Source organism: Amycolatopsis sp. 2-15 (genome assembly GCF_030285625.1).
Classification (GTDB): domain Bacteria; phylum Actinomycetota; class Actinomycetes; order Mycobacteriales; family Pseudonocardiaceae; genus Amycolatopsis; species Amycolatopsis carbonis.
On sequence record NZ_CP127294.1, the window covers coordinates 2,092,551 to 2,110,273 of the forward strand.

The following is a 17,723-nucleotide window of genomic DNA, read 5'->3' on the forward strand; positions in this document are numbered from 1 at the left end:
GATGGCTGATCTCCGGAACCGGGTAGCCCTGGTGGCCGGCGCGACCCGCGGCGCCGGGCGCGGCATCGCGGCGGCCCTCGGCGAGGCCGGCGCGACGGTGATCTGCACCGGCCGCAGCAGCTGGGAACGCGACGGCCACTCCGACTACGACCGCCCCGAGACGATCGAGGAGACGGCCGCGCTCGTCACCAGCCTCGGCGGCACCGGCGAGCCGAGGCAGGTCGACCACCTCGACCACGAGCAGGTGCGCGTGCTGGCCGAACGCGTCCGCCGCGAACACGGCCGGCTCGACGTGCTGGTCAACGACATCTGGGGCGCCGAGCGGCTCAAGGGCGGCCCGGCGGACTGGAACACGCCGATCTGGGAGCACGACCTCGACGACGGCCTGCGGATCCTGCGCCTGGGCGTGGAAACGCACCTCGTCACTTCGCACTATCTGTTGCCGCTGCTCGTCTCGCAGCCCGGCGGGCTCCTCGTCGAGGTCACCGACGGCACGCTGGAGTACAACGCCGCCCAGTATCGGATCTCCGTGTTCTACGACCTCGCGAAGGCCTCGGTGAACCGGTTGGCGTTCTCGCAGGGCCACGAGCTCGCGGCGCACGGCGGCACGGCCGTCGCGATCACGCCAGGCTGGCTGCGTTCGGAGATGATGCTCGACAACTACGGCGTCACCGAGGAAACCTGGCGCACCGCCTTGGCGCCCGGCCGTCCGGACGGCCTGCCGACCGCCCCGCCGCCGTTCGCGCAGTCCGAGTCGCCGCGGTACGTGGGCCGCGCGGTGGCGGCGCTGGCCGCCGACCCGGAGCGCGCGCGGTGGAACCAGCAGTCGGTGAGCTCGGCGGAGCTGGCGCGCGAATACGGCTTCACCGACCTCGACGGCTCGCAGCCGGACAGCTGGCGTTGAAACGCGTTTCGCGTTTTCCGGCCCGGGAGCCCGTGAATCTCGGTGTTATCGGGCAAATTTGAGAATGGCTTGAGGTTCCCAGCTCAAATCAACCCTAAGTTATCGCCGCTCGCGTTGCGGCCGGATGCGGTCCGACCACATCATGATCTGGCACGACACAGTGGTCGGCCGACCCCTGCGTCACGACACGCACTTTGTTGTCAGAACAGGGGAATCACATGTCGCCCTCGGATCAGACGGCGGTCGCCGAGCCACCGGAAACCTCGTTCAAGCACGAGGAAGCCGGGTACCACAAAGGACTGAAGAACCGTCAGGTCCAGATGATCGCCATCGGCGGCGCCATCGGGACCGGCCTGTTCCTGGGCGCCGGCTCGCGCCTGCACAGCACCGGTCCGGCGCTGGCCGTCGTCTACGCGGTGGCCGGGATTGTCGCGTTCTTCGTGGTCCGCGCGATGGGCGAACTGGTGATGCACCGTCCGTCGTCGGATCCTTTGTGTCCTATTCGCGCGAATTCCTCGGCGAGAAAGCCGCGTTCTTCGCCGGCTGGATGTACTTCCTGAACTGGGCCACGGCGGGCGTCGCCGACGTGACCGCGGTGGCCAAGTACACGCAGTTCTTCTGGCCCGACCTGCAGCAATGGATTCCGGCGCTCATCGCGTTGTTCGCGATCCTCGCGGTGAACATGGTCTCGGTGAAGCTGTTCGGCGAACTCGAGTTCTGGTTCGCCGCCATCAAGGTGCTGGCGCTCGTGGTGTTCATGGTCGTGGCGATCTTCGTGTTGATCAGCCGAACGCCCGTCGACGGCGTGGTGACGGGCCCGAGCCTGATCAGCGGCAACGGCGGTCTGTTCCCGACCGGCGTACTGCCCGCGCTGCTGATCCTGCAGGGTGTGGTGTTCGCGTACTCCGGCGTCGAGATGGTCGGCGTGACCGCGGGCGAGACCGCCAACCCGCGCAAGGTCATCCCGAAGGCCGTCAACTCCGTCGCCTGGCGCATCGGCATCTTCTACGTGGGTTCGGTGCTGCTGCTGGTGATGGTGCTGCCGTGGACGGCGTACAAGAGCGGGGAGAGCCCGTTCGTCACGTTCTTCTCCAAGCTCGGCATCCCCGCGGCCGGCGGCATCATGGACGTCATCGTCCTCACCGCGGCGCTGTCCAGCGTGAACTCGGGCCTCTACTCCACCGGGCGCATCCTGCGGTCGCTCTCGATCGCCGGCTCGGCCCCGAAGTTCACCTCGAAGATGAGCAAGAGCGGCGTCCCCTTCGGCGGCGTGCTCCTGACCGCCGCGGTGTACGTGCTCGGTGTGGTGCTGAACCTGGTGGTGCCCGGTGAAGCCTTCGAGGTCGCGCTGGAGTTCTCGGCGCTGGGCATCATCGGCATGTGGTCGATGATCGTGATCTGTCACCTGGCGATGACCCGGAAAGCCGCGCGCGGTGAGATGTCCCGGCCGTCGTACCGCCTGCCGGGCGCGCCGTACACCAACTACGTGACACTCGCGTTCCTGCTGCTGGTCCTCACGATGAGCTGGTGGGGCGGCACGACCGGGCGGATCCTGATCTACGGCATTCCCGTGCTGGCGCTGGTGCTGGTCGCCGGCTGGCTCGGCGTCCGCGGGCGCGTCCGCCGGATCGCGGCGCAGCGGCAGGATGAGCTGACGTAGGTTCGGTCCTGAGCACCTGGGCCTCCGGCGTGAGTTTCTCCGCCGGGGGCCCAGTTTCAGTTCGCCAGCACCTCGTCCGTCGTCCTGACCTCCACCAACGGACCGTACAGCCGCAGGATCGCCAGCGTCTGCTCGTGGCTTTCGTCCGACACCCCCGCGCACGCGTCGGACACCACGGTCACCGGGACGCCCGCGTCGGCGGCGGCCAGGGCGGTGGAGAGGACGCAGCAGTCCGTGGAGACGCCGGCGAGCACCAAGCCGCCGTCGCCGACCAGCGCCGCCATCTCGGACGTCCACTTGCCGAACGTGTAGGCGTCCACAGTCGACTCGACGGGGAACTCGTCGACCACTGCGTACGCCCGCGAATCCGGTGGCTGCAACGCGAACGGCCACTGCTCGTAGTACTTCACCCAAGCCCCGGCCGGCTTCTCCGAGGCCAGGAACCGCGTGAACGCCACCCGCGGCCCGAACGCGGCCACCAGCCGACGCACCTGGGGCAGGATCGACGCGAACCCCGGCGTGAACCAGCCGCTCGCCGAGTCGCCGAAGATGTTCTGCAGGTCGATCACCCCGAGCAGCGGTTTCACGCGGCGGCCTCCTGCTCGCGCACGCGCGAGCGGCTGACCAGCAGCGTCACCACGAAACCGAGGGCCAGGGCCACCAGCACGCCGAGGTTCGCGAACGCCCACGAGCCTTCGCGCCCACCGAGCCCGAACGGCGCCAGCAGGTAGCCCTGCCAGTGCAGCCAGCTCGCGGACGCGTTGGTGACCAGGCCCCAGCCGATGGCCGTCGCGACGACGATCAGGGCGATGGGCCCGAAGCGCACGTCGCCGTAACGGCCGCGGGGGTCGTAGAGATCGGCTTCGGCGTAGTCGCGGCGGCGCAGCAGCACGTCGGCGAGCATCACGCCGCACCACGCGGCCACGGGCACGCCGAGGGTGGTGAGGAAACCCTGGAACTGGCCGAGGAAAGTGCCGCCGAAGAAGACGATGTAGACGGTGCCGGCGATCATGATCACGCCGTCGATCAGGGCAGCGGCGTAGCGCGGGATCCGAAGGCCCGCGGACAGCAGCGACAGGCCTGAGGAGTAGATGTCGAGCACGGCGCCGCCGACCAGGCCGAGCACGGCGACGATCGCGAACGGCACCAGGAACCACAGCGGCAGGATCGTGGTCAGCGCGCCGATCGGGTCGGCCGCGATGCTCGAGTTCAGCTCCGGCGACGAACCCGCCAGCAGTAGCCCGAACACCAGCAGCACGAGCGGGGCCACCGACGCGCCGAACGTCGTCCAGCCGATCACGCCGCGTCCGGACGACGAGCGCGGCAGGTAGCGCGAATAGTCGGCCGCCGCGTTGACCCAGCCGAGCCCGAAGCCCGTCATCAGGAACACGAGCGCGCCGATGAACTCCTGCGCCGAGCCCGCGGGCACCGCGCTCACCGCCGACCAGTGCACGTGGCCGGCCACCAGGATCACGTAGACCACGGTGAGCACGCCGGTGATCCACGTGATGATCGTCTGCAGCCGCATGATCAGGTCGAAGCCCATCACGCCGCTGAGCACGGTGAGCCCGGCGACCACGATCAGCGCGATCACCTTCGTCGTCGTGCCGCCGCCCCAGCCGAGCCGTTCGAACACCGTCGCCGTGGCCATGGTCGCGAGCGCGGTCAGCACTGTCTCCCAGCCGACGGTGAGGATCCACGAGATCGCCGACGGCAGGTGGTTGCCGCGCACGCCGAACGCCGCGCGCGAGAGCGTCATCGTCGGCGCGGAGCCGCGTTTGCCCGCCACGGCGATGAAGCCGCAGAGCAAGAATGAGAACACGATCCCGATCACGCCCGCGATCGTCGCCTGCCAGAACGAGATGCCGAACCCGAGCGCGAAGGAGCCGTAGCTCAGGCCCAGGATCGACACGTTCGCGCCGAACCACGGCCAGAACAGGTCCCGCGGCCGGCCTCGGCGCTCGGCGTCGCCGATCACGTTGATGCCGTGTGTCTCGACCTTGAGCCGGCTGCCTGTTTCCGGTGCCTGTTGTTCGGTCCTGGCCATGGTGCCCGCCTATCTGAACCTGTTCATCTTTGGTCGGTGCGACGGTAGAAGTCGCCCGTGTCGCCGTCAATATTCCGACAGAACTCGTTCAGTTCCGCACGTTTTGGCGCGGTGGCGGGGCCGTGTCGGGTTACGGACAGCGCGGCGGCGGCGTTGGCCCGGCGAGCGGCTCGCGGCAGGTCGGCGCCACGCAGGAGCTCGGCGGCCAGGACGCCGCAGTGGGTGTCACCGGCGCCGTTCGTGTCGACCCCGGTGACGGGGAAGCCGTCGATCCGGGTGGCCTCGCCGCCGTGGTGGATCGTGCAGCCGGCGGGGCCGTCGCGGACGATCACGGTCGTGGTCCCGGCGAGTTCCGTGACGTCGAGGGACTCGGCCTCGCGGGCGTTGCAGCTGACTATGTCTACTTTGGACAGCAAGGTGGACAGCGCTTGTGTGTCCAGTTCGGACACCAGTGGGCCAGGGTCGAACAGCACCCGCGAACCCGGCAGATCCGGCAGCCAGCGCAGCAGGGCTTCGCGGTTGGCGGCGTGCAAAAGGCTGTAACCGGTGATGTACACGAGGTCGTCGGGCGCGGCGGCGACGCGCGCGAGCTGGCCGACGCGCAGCCGGCCCTCCGCGCCGGTGCCGGTGGCGAACGTCCGCTCGCCGGACGGGTCCACAAGCGCCACCACCACGCCGGTGTCGCCGCTGGCCGTGGGTTCCTGCGCGACCGTGATGCCTTCGGTCTCCAATGCGGCACGCACGAGGTCGCCGAAGCTGCCGGTGCCGTGCGTGCCGGCGTAGACGACGTCGGCGCCGGAGCGCGCGGCCGCGGCCATCACGTTGAACCCGCCGCCGGGCAACAGGTTCGTGGACGTGGCCAGCACGTCGCCGCCGGGCGCCGGTAGCTGAGGCACGGTGAGCACCAGGTCGACGACGACCTGTCCCGTGTGGATCAAGCGGCTCACGGGATGGTCCTGCGCACGGTGACGAGGCCGTCGACGAGCGGGCCGAGGTCGAGGCCGTTCACCTGGACCACGGTTTCGCCCAGCTCAGCCGGGATCTCCTCGCCGCACGCGCCGAGCAGCGCCCCGCAGATCGCGGCGACGGTGTCGGTGTCGCCGCCCAGCCCCGCGGCCGTCGTCAGCGCGTCGGCCGGATCGAGCACCTCGGCCAGCGCGAACGCGGCGACCACGGACTCCTGCGCGGACACGGAAGTGCCGATCACGTCGGCCACGGCGTCGTCGAGCTCGCTGCGCCGCAGGCCCCGCACCCAGTCGCGCGCCCAGTGGATGCGCGCGGCGATGCTGCCGCCCGCGCTCCAGTGGCCCTGCGCCGCACCGAGGGTGGCCGCGCGTTCGGCCAGGTCGAAGGCGTCCATGCGGTTCGCGCCGTCGACGCCCGCCGACACGGCCGCGGCGACGGCGGCCGCGGCGGCGAGGCCGAGGGAGGTGTTGTGTGTGACGCGCGCGGTCTCGGCCACGGCGTCGACGAGTGTGGCCAGGTCGTCAACCGGGGTCGCGATGCCGACCGGGGTCACGCGCATGGCGGCGCCGTTGGTCGTGCCGCCGCGGCCCGCCTCCTCCGGGGGGACGCCGTTTTCCAGCAGTGACAACGCTTTTTTCGTCGACGGCCCGAGCAGGTCGGCCGAGCCGCGGCGGATCATGTCGGCTTCCCACGCCAGCAACGCGTCAGCGAACGCCCGCGGTTCGACGTGGCCGCCGCCGTCCACGAGCAGGCGCGCGAGCAGCAGAGCCTGCTCGGTGTCGTCGGTGATCGTGCCCGCGAGCAGGCCGGGGGCGATGGGCTGGCCGGCGATCGCGTCGCGGAAACCGGCGATCTTCCCGTACGCGGCGCGGATTTCGGCACGGCACATCGACTGCGTCGGCATGCCGAGCGCGTCACCCACGGCCAGCCCGGTCAACGCGGCGAGCGCGCGGTCGCGGGGGCTCATCGTCGGCCGAAGGTGAGGTGGAAGCTGAAGCGCGCGGGGTCGAGCAGGCTCACGACGTGCTCGACGAGCTGGGAATCCGCGTCGAGCGACGTGCGTGTGGCCTTGAGGAACAGCTCACCGGCGGGGCGGCCGAGCAGCGCGGCCGACGCGGCGTCGAGCGGCTGGGCGGTGATCCACTGGTCGCCGCCGGTCGGATGCAGACCGGCTTCGCGCAAGGTCGTCGTGATGGAGCCGTCGACCAGGCGCAGCTCGGCCAGTGACCCGACGGGCGGGAGGGTGGCCTCTTCGAGTGAGACGCTGCGGCCGGCCTCGTCGCGCCGCAGCCGTTTCACGCGCACGAACTTCGGCGTGGTGAAGCGGCGGGTGAGCTCGGCGTCCTCGACCTCGGTGATGCCGAGCAGCTCGGTGGTCACGGGCGCGCCGGAGTCGGCGAGCGCGCGGGCCCAGCCGACGCCCTGGTCGAGCGTGACACCGTCGAACGTCACGAACGACCCGACGCCGGCGTGTGTGGAAATGAGCGCCTGGTGTTGCAGTTCGGACAGCGCGCTGCGCACCGTCCCCCGGCTGACCTGGTACTGCTCGGCGAGCTGGTGCTCACCGGGTAGCTGGTCACCGTGGGCGAGCCGGCCTGAGCGGATGAGCTCGGCGAGGTCGCCCACGAGCTGCTGTTTCTTTCCGCCCACGGACATGTTCATACCTGTACACCTCGTGATGGGCGAATGACAACTCCCGACTGTGATGTGCGTCTAGCGGGAACAACTAAGTTGAGCGAGCCGTTGTCAACTTCGTAAGGTCCGGTCAGCCGCTCAGGAGCTGATCGAGGCCACCTGAAGGAGGAACGCAGATGTTGATCCGGACCGACCCGTTCGCCCAGTTCGACCGCCTGACCCAGCAGTTCTTCGCCGGCCAGCCCACCAGTTCGCCGCGCACGATGCCGATGGACGCCTACCGCAACGGTGACGAGTACGTCGTGCAGTTCGACCTCCCGGGCGTGGCCCGCGAGTCGATCGACGTGAGCGTGGAGCGCAACGTGCTGACCGTGAAGGCCGAGCGCGCTGCCGCCTTCGGCGAGGACGCCCGCGTGCAGGTCTCCGAGCGTTCGCGCGGCCAGGTTTCGCGCCGCCTCGTGCTCGGCGACACCCTCGACACCGACCGCGTCGCCGCGGAGTACGTCGACGGTGTGCTGACCCTGCGCATCCCGGTTGCCGAGAAGGCCCAGCCGCGCAAGATCACCGTCGGTGGCGAGCCGCAGCAGCTCGAGAACTGAGTCCCCAGGCTCATTCCACGGCCCCGTCGCTCCTTTCGGAACGACGGGGCCGAACCATGTCTGTCCACAGTGGATTTTCTGTCGAGGATTCTTCCGGGCAAGTACGTTTGCCCCGTCTCACCTTCGCCGTGCGGTGTGGCCGCCGTCACATCAAGATCGTGAACCGTTCACGGGATGGGGTCCGTGTCTGCGGGTGTCCGGCACCGAGGTGCGGAGCCGGGAAACCCGACAAGGTTCTGGAGAATCCCATGCTGCGCAAGACTGTTCTCTCCCTGGCCGCCTTCGGTGCCGTCGCCGGCGCGGTGCTCGGCGGTGCCGGCATCGCCTCCGCTTCGCCCGCCGCCTCCGGTGCGAGCGGCATTCTCGACTCGGGCATCAACTTCTCGGAGCCGCAGGGCTCCCAGGGCATCGGTGGCGACGGCGGCGAGTGCATCACCGTCGGCATCCCCGCCACCGGTTCGCTGCAGAGCTTCGGCGGCACGATGACCCTGTGGACCGGCGCCGACTGCAAGACCGGCGACGCCGCGGTCCTCACCGACAGCGTCTCGAACATCCCGGCCACCTTCGGCGCCGGCTTCGCCCACGTCCAGTCGATCTTCATCGGTGACAACGCCCCCGTGAAGCCGCCGGTCGCCGGCGCCAGCGCGATCATCGACTCGGGCAAGAACTTCTCCGAGCCGCAGGGCTCGCAGGGCATCAACGGCAACGTCGGCGACAAGGTCAACATCAACATCCCGGCCACCGGCTCGATCCAGTTCGTCTCCGGCACCCTGACGCTTTACACCGGCCCGGACCTCACGGGCAAGTCCCTCGTCGTCACCAAGGACGTCGCCGACCTCGCCGCCCTCGGCTTCGGCCAGGTGCAGTCGGTGCTGATCGGTGCGGCGGCCTGATCCTGCCCCGCTCGCGAAAACGGCCACTCCGGCGTTCGGAGTGGCTTTTTCGCCGTTTATCCACAACCCCCTGTGGACAACCTGGGGACAGCTTGTGGAGAACGTCTGAAATCGCAGGTCAGAGCTTGCGCCCGATCTCGCCGGCGATGATGCGGTGGGCGACCGTGAGCGGCTTGAGCTGCGGGCCGTCCGGCCACCAGCGCACGAGCTCGGTGATGCCCGGCTCCACCATCTCCAGCCCGTCGAACAGCTCCTCGATCTCGGTGCGCGTGCGCCACGTCGCGCCGCCCAGCGAGCCGCGCGCGACGGCTTCTTCGAGTTCGCGCATCACCGCGGTGTCCTCGGACTCGGGGTCGAGCAGGTGGGAGATGATCACGTAGGACCCGCGCGGCAGGGCGTCGATGTACTCGCGCATCACCTCGGCCGGCGCGCTGCGCTCGCCCTTGTGGTGGTGCAGCGTCGCGACCTGCGAGAGCGCGATCGGCTGGTGCCAGTCGAGGTGGGTGCGCACGGTCTCGTTGTCGAGGATGGACCGCGGGTTGAAGATGTCGCCCTCGACGTAACGGTTGAGCTCGTTCTCCTCCAACAGCGTGCGGCCGCGGGCGGTGATCACGGGGTCGTTGTCGACGTACCCGACCTTCGACTCCGGGTTGACGCGCTGCGCCACCTGGTGCACGTTTTCGGCCGTCGGCAGGCCGGAACCGCAGTCGAGGAACTGCGTGCCGCGCGCGAATATCCTCACCGGCCGCGAATTATGCGACAGGTCGTGCTCGAATTCCGTCGGCGACCAACAAAGTCGCACCCGGGTCAGCCGCCCGAATGCATGTCCTCAGCCTCGGGCACACAGTCGTCATCCGGATCGTCCAGCCAACCGTGCGGCAGCGTCACCTTGCCCGGCGAACCCTGGCGGCCGCGGGGACCGTCGGCGTTCTCCGGGAACGGCGCGTCGAAGTCGAGGCGGGAGATGAGGTCGTCGAGCTCGTCGAGGCTCGACACCATCGCGAACCCACGCCGCAGCTCGGAGCCGACGGGGAAATTCATGAAGTACCACGCCATGTGCTTGCGCAGATCACGCAGCGCCTTGGTCGCCCCGTCGTGCGCGACCAGCAGTTCCGCGTGCCGGCGCAACACGCGCGCGACCTCGCCCAGGTTGGGCCCGGCCGGAATCTCGCGCCCCGCGAACGCCGCCTCCAGCTCCCCGAACAGCCACGGCCGCCCGAGGCACCCGCGCCCGACGACCACGCCGTCGCAGCCGGTCTCGTCGACCATGCGCAGCGCGTCGGCCGCGGAGAAGATGTCGCCGTTGCCCAGCACGGGGATGCTGGTCACGGCCTGCTTGAGCTCGGCGATCTTCGACCAGTCGGCCTGGCCGGAGTAGCGCTGCGCCGCCGTGCGCGCGTGCAGGCTGACTGCCGCCGCGCCCTCGGCCTCGGCGATGCGCCCGGCGTCGAGGAACGTGCGGTGGTCGTCGTCGATGCCCACGCGGAACTTGACGGTGAACGGCACCCCCGCCTCGGCCGCCGCCGCGGCCGACTCGCGCACGATGTCCGCGAACAGCCTCCGCTTGAACGGCAGCGCCGCCCCGCCACCCTTGCGCGTCACCTTCGCGACGGGACACCCGAAGTTCGAGTCGATGTGGTCCGCGAGCCCCTCACCGGTGATGATCTTCACGGCCTCGCGCATGGTCTTCGGATCCACGCCGTAAAGCTGCATCGACCTGGGCTTCTCGTGCTCGCCGAAGGTCATCATGTGCATCGTCCCGGGGTGCCGCTCCACCACGGCCCGCGCGGTGATCATCTCGCACACGTAGATGCCCGCCCCGTACTCCGCGCACAACTGCCGGAACGCGACATTCGTGATCCCCGCCATCGGCGCCAACACGACCGGCGGATCGACCTGGTAGGGGCCGATCCGCAGGGCGGGCTTGCTCAAGGTGGCGGTCACGTCCTCCATTGTCGCTTGTGGTGTCGATCACGTCGACCAGGGGGCTCACCGGGGCTGGATCGAGCCGTACAACGCCTGCGCGATAGTCGCCGCCCGGATCTTGCAGGTCTCCGGATCGCTTCGATCGGCATCCCAGTTGTCGATGGCGACTTTGAACGTCGCGTTGCTGTCCAGCACTGCCAGTTCGCACGCCTGGCCGCTGGGCAGCAGGCCCCACGCCGCCTTCTCGCCCAGGTGAAGCGCCGGATCCGCGACATACGCCCGGACGACGTGCCGACGTCGAACCCCGCACGCTGCCGTTCACGGTGTTGACCTCCAGATCGAGGCGCACCGACGTCGCACCCCCTGCGTCGGCGAAAATGCACAGCCACCGCTCGCTTCCTTGGAGCGCCGTCTCGGACCTCTTCGGCGGCAAGTTCCTGACCCGCGCCGCGACCTCGTCGCAACTGGGCAGCGGCGCGGCTCCGTACTTCCCGTCCGAATGGTGGTCACGCCCGGCATCCTCGCCCGCTACGTCGCTGACGGCGACCCCAACCGAGCGCGTGGCGGGCCCGACCCACGACACCCCACTACGGCGACACCACCACCTTGATCGACGCCCCCGTATCCCGCTGCGCCTCGAACGCCGCCGTGATGTCCGCGAGCGCGAAGCGGTGCGAGATGAGCGGCCGGACGTCCACCCGCCGCGACACGAGCAGGTCGAACGCCTCCTGGCAGTCGCGGGGGGTGTAGGCGAAGCTGCCGAGCAGGCGGAGCTCCTTCTGGACCAGGTCGTCGACCGGGATGCTCAACGGGTGGGCCGCGAGCGCGATCGCGGCGATCGGCGCGGCGGCGCGGGCCAGGGAGAACGCCAGCGGCAGCACGGGCGCGGCACCGGAGCACTCGAACACCGCCCCGATCGCACCCGAACGAGGTTGGTAGGGCGACGAAGTCGTGCCGCGTGAAGCGAACAGAGAGGCGCCCACATCGTCGGACGAGGGGTTCAACGCCTCATGCGCCCCGGCGGACATGGCGGCGGTGAGGCGGCGCTGTGAAGTATCCACCACGATCACATCACGGGCGCCCGCCGCGAGGAGGACTTGCACCACGCACTGTCCGATTGTTCCCAAGCCGAACACCAAAATCGGCTCGTCCAACGCCGGCGCGGCGTGGTGCACGGCCCGCACGGCCACCGACAGCGGCTCGAGAAAACAGGCCTCCTCCAATGGAAAGTCGCCAGGCAACACGAAGAGGTGCTGTCCGGAAACGGCGTTGCGCACCAGCACCTGGTCCCCGAACCCGCCGGAATGACCGGATCCGCCGGAACACAGATTCTGCCGCCCTTCCGAACACCGCGGACAAGACCCGCACGGCGCAGCCGGGTTCACCGCGACCCGATCGCCGACGCGCAAGCCGGCCACGTCAGAACCCACCGCCGTCACCGTTCCCGCGTACTCGTGCCCGAGCGGCACGCCGGGCGCGATCCACACGCCCTCGGTGTAGGAGTGCACATCCGAACCGCAGATCCCGCACGCCCCGACGGACAAGACCACATCGGACGGTCCGCACACCGGTGCGTCGACCTCGTCCAGGGAAAGGGTTTCGATCGCCTGCCAAGTGACTACGCGCACAACAGCCTCCTAAGTGGATGTCTTCCGGAAAATCCAAGTCCTTTGTGGCCGAGAAGAAAACCGCGGAGCCCCACCAAACCTCGAAAGCCGACCCACGGTAACCATGCAATGCGCCGCACGGGTGAATCCGGAAAGATCAAGAAACCCGTTGCTGTACAAGAACTTTGTCCTGAATCGAGAAGCTCCGAAGTGGTGCTTGACACACTCTGAACCCGGGCGCAAGCTGTCTCGAACCGACTAGTCGGTCGGGAGCACTTCGGCTGAGGCACCTGATTCGCCTCCCTATCCACCACCTGCATCCGCACCCCTGTGTCCGGAGGGTCTGTCATGTCGTTCCCCGCACCGGTAACCCGCCCCAAGCTCTTCACGGGCAAACGCGGGCTGATGCTCGCGAGCATCCTGATCGTCAACTTCGTGGTCTGGCTGGACAGCGCGAAGTTCAGCCTGCTCAACCCGTTCTGGTCCACCGACCTGCACCTTTCGCCGAGCCAGATCTCGAGCGTCACGGCGAGCTATCTGCTCGGGTACTTTCCCCTGCTGCTGCTCGCCGGCATCCTCGCCGACCGCATTGGCGCCAAGCTGATGCTCATCATCTGCATCTCCGGCGTCACGGTGCTCTCGGCGACGATGGCGTTCGTCCACACCTACGACGAGATGTGGTGGCGGAACCTGATCTTCGGCGTCTTCTTCGGATTCTCCTGGGCCCCATCGCAGCGGCTCCTTTCCGTGTGGTTCCCGGGCGCGCTCGGCGCCAGGGCGACGTCGACGTGGATGAGCTCGACCCTCATCGCCGGTGTGCTCGCGCCGGCGATCGCGCTGCCGCTGGCGAACCACCTGTCCTGGCGGGACGCGTTCATCGTGGTGGCGGCGCTGGGTGTGCCGGCGCTGGTGATGCTGGTTCTGTTCACCGCCAACAAACCCGAGAAGCTGCGCGGGATCACGCCTGAAGAGATCGCGCGCATCCACGCCGAACACCGCGGGGTCGAGGTCCGCGAGAAGCTGAGCTTCCGTGAACTGCTGCGAGCGCTGAAGAACCGCAGCATCCTCACGATGATCATCGCGACCGCACTGGCGACGACCCCGACGTGGCTCTCGGGACCGTGGCTGCCCTACGGCCTCATCACCCTCGACAAGGTCAACCCCGACACGGTGGCCTGGGTCAGCCCGCTCATCGCGGCGATCCCGGTCCTCTTCGGACTCATCAACGGCACGCTGGTGACCCGGCTCTTCGGCGGCCGCACGCGGCCGTGGCTGGTGGCCGGGCCGGCGTGTGGTGCCGTCGGGTTCCTGATGGGTGTGCTGCTGCACGATTCGACCTGGGTCCTGTGGGGATTCTTCATCGGGGCCTTCGCCTTCCTCTGCGATCCGATGTTCTGGGGCACGGTCAACAGCTACTGGGCCGGCATCGCCCGGCCGGAGGTCACCGGCACGCTCAACGGCGCGTCGGCGGCCATGCAGGTCGCGGTCGGCTGGATCATCACCGACCAGAGCGGGAAGTGGATCGACACGTCGGTGTCGGGCCGCGGCCAGCTCGACACCATCTGGATCGTCGGTGCGATCCTGTTCGCCGTGGCCATCATCCCGGTCCTTCTGTCCAAAGAGGTACGGGTGCACCAGGCCGTGGCGGGCGACCTCAAGCCGACGTTGCCGGCCCGGACCACCGATCCGGTGTCCTGAAGCACATGAGCTGAAGAAGGGGCTTCCCCGCACCGCGCGGGGAAGCCCCTTTCGGCGTTTCAGCCCGCGGTGACCGCGGAGGGGAAGCGTTCCGCGATCCGCTGCTGGCTCACTTTGGGCGTCCAGCGGTCCTCGAGCCCGGCCCAGATGTCACGCAGCTTCGGGATCACCTGCGTGCCGAACAGCTGGTTGTTCATCGCCGCGACCTCTTCGGGCAGGTTGCCGACGTGCATGCAGGTGATGAGCTGGCCGATCCGCAGGTCCGTCACGAGGTCGCGCACGCGCTGCTCGACCCGTTCCGGCGTGCCGGCGATGATGTAGCCGAGCTCGTCGTACTCCCAGAAGGACAGCTCGCCGTTCTGGGCCTTCATGCGTTCCTCATTGGACATCGTGCGCGCCCGCGTGAGGTTGGCCTTGATCGACGGCAGCGAGTTGTAGCCCGGCGGCGTCGCGAACTCCAGCGCCGTGGGGTTCTGGCGGTAGAAGTACTTCACGGCGTCGCCGTAGAGCCGCTCGGCCTCGGCGTCGCTGTCGGCGCAGCAGATGATCTGCGTGAACGCCATGCGGTTCGGGTTCGTGTCGGCGCCCTGCTGCTCGGTGTAGTCCCAGAAGCCCTTCACGATCGGTTCGGCGCTCTGCTTGCCGCTGAAGGAGAGGTAGCCATAGCAGTAGTTGAAGGCGTTGACCACATCCCAGGTCTCCACGCTGCCGCTGCCCGGGATCCACACGGGAATCTCGTCCTGCACCGGCCGCGGCCACGTGTTGACGTAGCGCAGCTTCGTGTACTTCCCGTTGAAGGGGAACGGTTCTTCGGACTTCCACGCGCGCGTGATGAGGTCACGGGCTTCGTGGAAGCGGTCGCGGAGCTCGATCGGTGGCACGCCGTAGGAGAAGGCCGTGTCCATCGGGGTGCCGAACACCATGCCGGCGATGATGCGGCCACCGGAGATGGTGTCGAGCATCGCGATCTCCTCGGCCACGCGCACCGGCGGGTTGTACAGCGCGAGCGAGTTGCCGCACAGCGCGATCGCGGAGTTCTGTGTGGTCCCGGCGAGGATGGCGGCGATCAGGTTGGGCGACGGCGTCATCGCGAGTGATGTTTGGTGGTGTTCGTTCAACAACAGGGAGTCCCAGCCGAGGCCGTCGGCTTGCTGCATCAGGCGCAGGTAGGTGTGGTAATCCTCGTGCACCTGCGACGGGTCGGCCACCGACGCCGGCGGCGTGACCCACGAGCTGTGCACGGTGCTGCCGTAGTCGTCGGGGAGCTTGGTGTAGTACTGCTGTGCGAACCAGTGGAACTTCACGTGCGCACCTGCCTTTCGGAGGAGTAGGGGTTCAGCCCGCTGCCATGGAGCCGCCGTCGACGCGGTAGGTCTCGCCGTTGACGAAGGCCGACTCGTCGGAAGCCAGGTACAGCACCATGTTCGCGATGTCCGACGGCAGCCCGGCGCGCGGGGACGCGGTGCCGGGCAGCGACTTCTCCGGCAGGTCGGGTACGGCGTCGAGCAGCTGCTGCGTCTGGATCACGCCCGGTGCGATCGCGTTGCAGCGGATGCCCTGACGTCCGTGCTGCGCCGCGATGTACCGCGTCAACCCGACGACGGCGGCCTTGGTGGTGCCGTACGCCGTGAGCCCGCCGCTCCCGCGCAGCCCGCCGATCGACGCCATGTTCACGATCGAACCGCCGCGGCCGGCCCCGACCATGTGCGGAAGTGCGAATTTGCACACCAGGAAGATGCTCCGCACGTTCGTGGCAAACGCCCGGTCCCACAGCATAATGTCGGTGTCGATCACCGTGGTGTCGCCGAACCACGCGTCGGGGCCGACGAGCGCGGCGTTGTTGTGGATCACGTCCACTCGCCCGTGCCGTTCGATCATCGCGGCGACCATGTCCTCAATGGACTGTTGATCGGTGGCGTCGAACCGCACGGCGCTCGCCGTGTCACCGATCTTCTCGGCCACCAGCTTGGCGCCATCCTCGTTGATGTCCGCGACCACCACGGTCGCGCCTTCACGCGCGAGCGTGTACGCGGTCTCGCGGCCGATGCCCGCCGCGCCCCCGGTGACCAGTGCGACCTTGCCGTCTACCCTGCCCATTTCGATGTCCTCTCAGGAATCCAGGAAAGCGGTGACCACGGACACGAATTCGTCTTCCTGCTCGACCATCGGGTAGTGCCCGGCGTCGTCGATCACGGTGACCTTGGCGTCGGGCACGAGCCGCGCGAACTCCTCGGCGTAAGCGGTGGTCACGAGGCCGTCGGACGCGCCGTTGACCACGAGCGTCGGCGCGGAGATCAGCGGCAGCCGGCGCCGGAGCCCGCGTTCGGCGATGGGCCACATGAACTTCGTGGCCGAGCCGAGGTTGCGGGCGGAGAACAGGATCCCCGCGTGGGGGTCTTCGGGGTCGGGCACGAAGTTCGTCGGCTCTTGCTCGGGCGGGCCGGCGTGCCACTTGGCGGCCTTCACGTCGGCGGCCGCGCCGAACGGGTCGAGTGAAGGCTGGTCGTCGAGCCAGATTCCGAACGGATCCACCAGCACGAGCCGCCGCACGAGTTGGGGAGCGATCACGGCGAGTTCGGCTGCGAACATCCCGCCGAGCGAGTGCCCGACGACGTCCACCTGCTCCAGCCCCCACGAGCTGACCAGTTCGCGGTGGAACAGGGCGACGTCGAGCACGTCGGTGAAGTGCTCGAACCCGGTCGACTTCCCGTAACCCGGCAGCTCGGGCGCGAGCACCCGCCGCGACTCGGCGAGCCGCTTCAGGAAGCCGGCGCCGCCGGGGTGGCGCTCGTACCCGTGCAGGTACAGCAAGGGCGACCCGCTGCCGTCCTCCCAGAGGTCGACCTCGAACCGCCCGATGCCTGCGATGTCCAGCGTTGTCATGCGGGAACCTCCATTCCTCAGTCGGTGAACTGGCCGCCCGCCGGGTGCAGCATCTGGCCGGTGACGAACGACGATTCGGCGGACGCGAGCCACAGCACCGCGTTCGCCTGCTCGTCGGCGGTGCCGAGGCGGTTCATCGGCGTGATGCTCATCGCCGAGGAGTAGGCCGCCTCGTTGTCCTCGATGCCGGCGATCATCGGCGTCGCGGTGTAGCCGGGGCCCACGGCGTTCACGCGGACGCCGGTGGTGGCGAGCTCGAGGCCGAGGACCTTGGTGAGCATCCAGACGCCGGCCTTCGAGGTGCAGTACGGCGCCGCGCCGGCGAGCGGGATCTTCGCCGCGCTCGAAGCGATGTTGACAATCGAACCGCCGTCACCCTGGTCGAGCATCTGCCGGGCGAGTGCGCGGTCGGTCATCATCACGCCCAGGACGTTGACGTCCAGCACCCGCCGGAACGCCTCCGTCGCCAGGTTCACCACGTGCGTCGCGTCGCCGTTCTCGGCGCGGGTCTCGACGTTGCTCATTCCCGCCGCGGTCGCGATGCCCGCCGCGGCCACGCCGACGTCGACCCGGCCGAACTCGGCTACCGCCGCGGCGACGAGGGCGTCGCAGTCGGCTTCGCTCGTGGTGTCTGTTCGTTTGTACACAGCCTTTTGGCCGATTTCTTCCACCAGCCGTAAGGTTTCGCTCGCATCTTGCACGTCGCCGATCACCACGTGTGCGCCCTCGCGCGCGAAGCGCACCGCGGTGGCCCGGCCGATGCCGCTCGCGCCGCCCGTGACGACGGCGATCTTGTTCTCCAGTGCCATGACCATGCGCTCGACTGTGACCTGCGGCACGCGGTTGCGACAACGGAAGTTCGTGCGCGCTGCGGGCCTGCGGCATGTGCGGATTCCCATTGCCGC

General features: G+C 68.8%; 17 protein-coding genes and 1 pseudogene. 5 read left to right on the forward strand and 13 right to left on the reverse strand.

Annotated elements, in window-relative coordinates; translation table 11 throughout:
- Position 1: 1 nt before the first annotated feature.
- Both QRX50_RS10225 and QRX50_RS10230 read left to right on the forward strand, forming a co-directional pair.
- The gene (locus QRX50_RS10225; RefSeq protein WP_285971715.1) at positions 2 to 904 is read left to right on the forward strand and encodes an SDR family oxidoreductase; all 903 of its coding nucleotides are present in this window, start codon (positions 2 to 4) and stop codon (positions 902 to 904) included.
- A 218-nt stretch (positions 905 to 1,122) separates the two neighbouring features.
- Positions 1,123 to 2,564, forward strand: a pseudogene (locus QRX50_RS10230) (amino acid permease).
- A gap of 56 nt (positions 2,565 to 2,620) precedes the next feature.
- On the opposite strand, the gene QRX50_RS10235 reads toward QRX50_RS10230, so the two are convergent.
- From QRX50_RS10235 to QRX50_RS10255, 5 genes are read right to left on the reverse strand one after another with little or no spacing between them, the layout of a single operon-like run.
- Positions 2,621 to 3,151, reverse strand: coding sequence for a cysteine hydrolase family protein (locus QRX50_RS10235; RefSeq protein WP_285971716.1), 531 nt, complete (start codon positions 3,149 to 3,151; stop codon positions 2,621 to 2,623).
- Positions 3,148 to 4,611 (reverse strand): purine-cytosine permease family protein, encoded by a 1,464-nt coding sequence (locus QRX50_RS10240; RefSeq protein ID WP_285971717.1) that lies wholly within the window; start codon positions 4,609 to 4,611, stop codon positions 3,148 to 3,150. Before QRX50_RS10240 ends, QRX50_RS10235 begins: the two co-directional genes overlap by 4 nt.
- 23 nt (positions 4,612 to 4,634) lie before the next feature.
- Positions 4,635 to 5,558, reverse strand: coding sequence for a PfkB family carbohydrate kinase (locus tag QRX50_RS10245; RefSeq protein ID WP_285971718.1), 924 nt, complete (start codon positions 5,556 to 5,558; stop codon positions 4,635 to 4,637).
- The gene (locus QRX50_RS10250) at positions 5,555 to 6,544 is read right to left on the reverse strand and encodes an ADP-ribosylglycohydrolase family protein (RefSeq protein WP_285971719.1); all 990 of its coding nucleotides are present in this window, start codon (positions 6,542 to 6,544) and stop codon (positions 5,555 to 5,557) included. The genes QRX50_RS10245 and QRX50_RS10250 overlap by 4 nt, the downstream gene beginning before the upstream one ends.
- Entirely contained in the window at positions 6,541 to 7,239 is a 699-nt protein-coding gene (locus QRX50_RS10255; protein WP_434533252.1) for a GntR family transcriptional regulator, read from the reverse strand. The genes QRX50_RS10250 and QRX50_RS10255 overlap by 4 nt, the downstream gene beginning before the upstream one ends.
- A gap of 149 nt (positions 7,240 to 7,388) precedes the next feature.
- Between QRX50_RS10255 and QRX50_RS10260 the strand changes: the two genes are divergently transcribed.
- Together QRX50_RS10260 and QRX50_RS10265 are read left to right on the forward strand one after the other, a co-directional pair.
- The gene (locus QRX50_RS10260) at positions 7,389 to 7,811 is read left to right on the forward strand and encodes an Hsp20/alpha crystallin family protein (RefSeq protein ID WP_285971720.1); all 423 of its coding nucleotides are present in this window, start codon (positions 7,389 to 7,391) and stop codon (positions 7,809 to 7,811) included.
- 248 nt (positions 7,812 to 8,059) lie between these two features.
- Positions 8,060 to 8,704 (forward strand): hypothetical protein, encoded by a 645-nt coding sequence (locus tag QRX50_RS10265; protein WP_285971721.1) that lies wholly within the window; start codon positions 8,060 to 8,062, stop codon positions 8,702 to 8,704.
- Between the two features lie 118 nt (positions 8,705 to 8,822).
- On the opposite strand, the gene QRX50_RS10270 is transcribed toward QRX50_RS10265, so the two are convergent.
- The 4 genes from QRX50_RS10270 to QRX50_RS10285 form a co-directional block, all read right to left on the reverse strand.
- Positions 8,823 to 9,446: an SAM-dependent methyltransferase gene (locus QRX50_RS10270; RefSeq protein WP_285971722.1), complete on the reverse strand. Its 624-nt coding sequence runs from the start codon at positions 9,444 to 9,446 to the stop codon at positions 8,823 to 8,825.
- Between the two features lie 65 nt (positions 9,447 to 9,511).
- Positions 9,512 to 10,657 (reverse strand): tRNA dihydrouridine synthase DusB, encoded by a 1,146-nt coding sequence (gene dusB, locus QRX50_RS10275; protein ID WP_285971723.1) that lies wholly within the window; start codon positions 10,655 to 10,657, stop codon positions 9,512 to 9,514.
- Between the two features lie 36 nt (positions 10,658 to 10,693).
- Positions 10,694 to 10,825 (reverse strand): hypothetical protein, encoded by a 132-nt coding sequence (locus QRX50_RS10280; RefSeq protein WP_285971724.1) that lies wholly within the window; start codon positions 10,823 to 10,825, stop codon positions 10,694 to 10,696.
- A gap of 392 nt (positions 10,826 to 11,217) precedes the next feature.
- Positions 11,218 to 12,258 carry a zinc-dependent alcohol dehydrogenase gene (locus tag QRX50_RS10285; protein WP_285971725.1) on the reverse strand — a complete coding sequence of 347 codons (1,041 nt, stop codon included), beginning with the start codon at positions 12,256 to 12,258 and terminating at the stop codon, positions 11,218 to 11,220.
- A gap of 327 nt (positions 12,259 to 12,585) precedes the next feature.
- On the opposite strand from QRX50_RS10285, the gene QRX50_RS10290 reads away from it, so the two are divergent.
- A complete protein-coding gene (locus QRX50_RS10290; RefSeq protein WP_285971726.1) occupies positions 12,586 to 13,935 on the forward strand; it encodes an MFS transporter in 1,350 nt (449 codons plus the stop codon).
- A 59-nt stretch (positions 13,936 to 13,994) separates the two neighbouring features.
- Here QRX50_RS10290 and QRX50_RS10295 read toward each other — a convergent pair whose 3' ends face one another.
- The 4 genes from QRX50_RS10295 to QRX50_RS10310 are packed head-to-tail and all read right to left on the reverse strand — an operon-like array spanning position 13,995 to position 17,633.
- Complete coding sequence (locus QRX50_RS10295; protein ID WP_285971727.1) at positions 13,995 to 15,239, reverse strand: LLM class flavin-dependent oxidoreductase; 1,245 nt, start codon at positions 15,237 to 15,239, stop codon at positions 13,995 to 13,997.
- 31 nt (positions 15,240 to 15,270) lie between these two features.
- A complete protein-coding gene (locus tag QRX50_RS10300; RefSeq protein WP_285971728.1) occupies positions 15,271 to 16,032 on the reverse strand; it encodes an SDR family NAD(P)-dependent oxidoreductase in 762 nt (253 codons plus the stop codon).
- 12 nt (positions 16,033 to 16,044) lie between these two features.
- The gene (locus QRX50_RS10305) at positions 16,045 to 16,818 is read right to left on the reverse strand and encodes an alpha/beta fold hydrolase (RefSeq protein WP_285971729.1); all 774 of its coding nucleotides are present in this window, start codon (positions 16,816 to 16,818) and stop codon (positions 16,045 to 16,047) included.
- Positions 16,819 to 16,835: 17 nt separating this feature from the next.
- The gene (locus QRX50_RS10310) at positions 16,836 to 17,633 is read right to left on the reverse strand and encodes an SDR family NAD(P)-dependent oxidoreductase (RefSeq protein ID WP_285971730.1); all 798 of its coding nucleotides are present in this window, start codon (positions 17,631 to 17,633) and stop codon (positions 16,836 to 16,838) included.
- Positions 17,634 to 17,723: the final 90 nt, after the last annotated feature.

Bases quoted from the DNA above. Each gene is read 5' to 3' on its own strand.
- dusB (WP_285971723.1), bottom strand. From the start codon at position 10,657: ATGGAGGACGTGACCGCCACCTTGAGCAAGCCCGCCCTGCGGATCGGC.
- QRX50_RS10265 (WP_285971721.1), top strand. From the start codon at position 8,060: ATGCTGCGCAAGACTGTTCTCTCCCTGGCCGCCTTCGGTGCCGTCGCC.
- QRX50_RS10225 (WP_285971715.1), top strand. From the start codon at position 2: ATGGCTGATCTCCGGAACCGGGTAGCCCTGGTGGCCGGCGCGACCCGC.
- QRX50_RS10260 (WP_285971720.1), top strand. From the start codon at position 7,389: ATGTTGATCCGGACCGACCCGTTCGCCCAGTTCGACCGCCTGACCCAG.
- QRX50_RS10255 (WP_434533252.1), bottom strand. From the start codon at position 7,239: ATGAACATGTCCGTGGGCGGAAAGAAACAGCAGCTCGTGGGCGACCTC.
- QRX50_RS10310 (WP_285971730.1), bottom strand. From the start codon at position 17,633: ATGGTCATGGCACTGGAGAACAAGATCGCCGTCGTCACGGGCGGCGCG.
- QRX50_RS10240 (WP_285971717.1), bottom strand. From the start codon at position 4,611: ATGGCCAGGACCGAACAACAGGCACCGGAAACAGGCAGCCGGCTCAAG.
- QRX50_RS10300 (WP_285971728.1), bottom strand. From the start codon at position 16,032: ATGGGCAGGGTAGACGGCAAGGTCGCACTGGTCACCGGGGGCGCGGCG.
- QRX50_RS10290 (WP_285971726.1), top strand. From the start codon at position 12,586: ATGTCGTTCCCCGCACCGGTAACCCGCCCCAAGCTCTTCACGGGCAAA.
- QRX50_RS10250 (WP_285971719.1), bottom strand. From the start codon at position 6,544: ATGAGCCCCCGCGACCGCGCGCTCGCCGCGTTGACCGGGCTGGCCGTG.
- QRX50_RS10305 (WP_285971729.1), bottom strand. From the start codon at position 16,818: ATGACAACGCTGGACATCGCAGGCATCGGGCGGTTCGAGGTCGACCTC.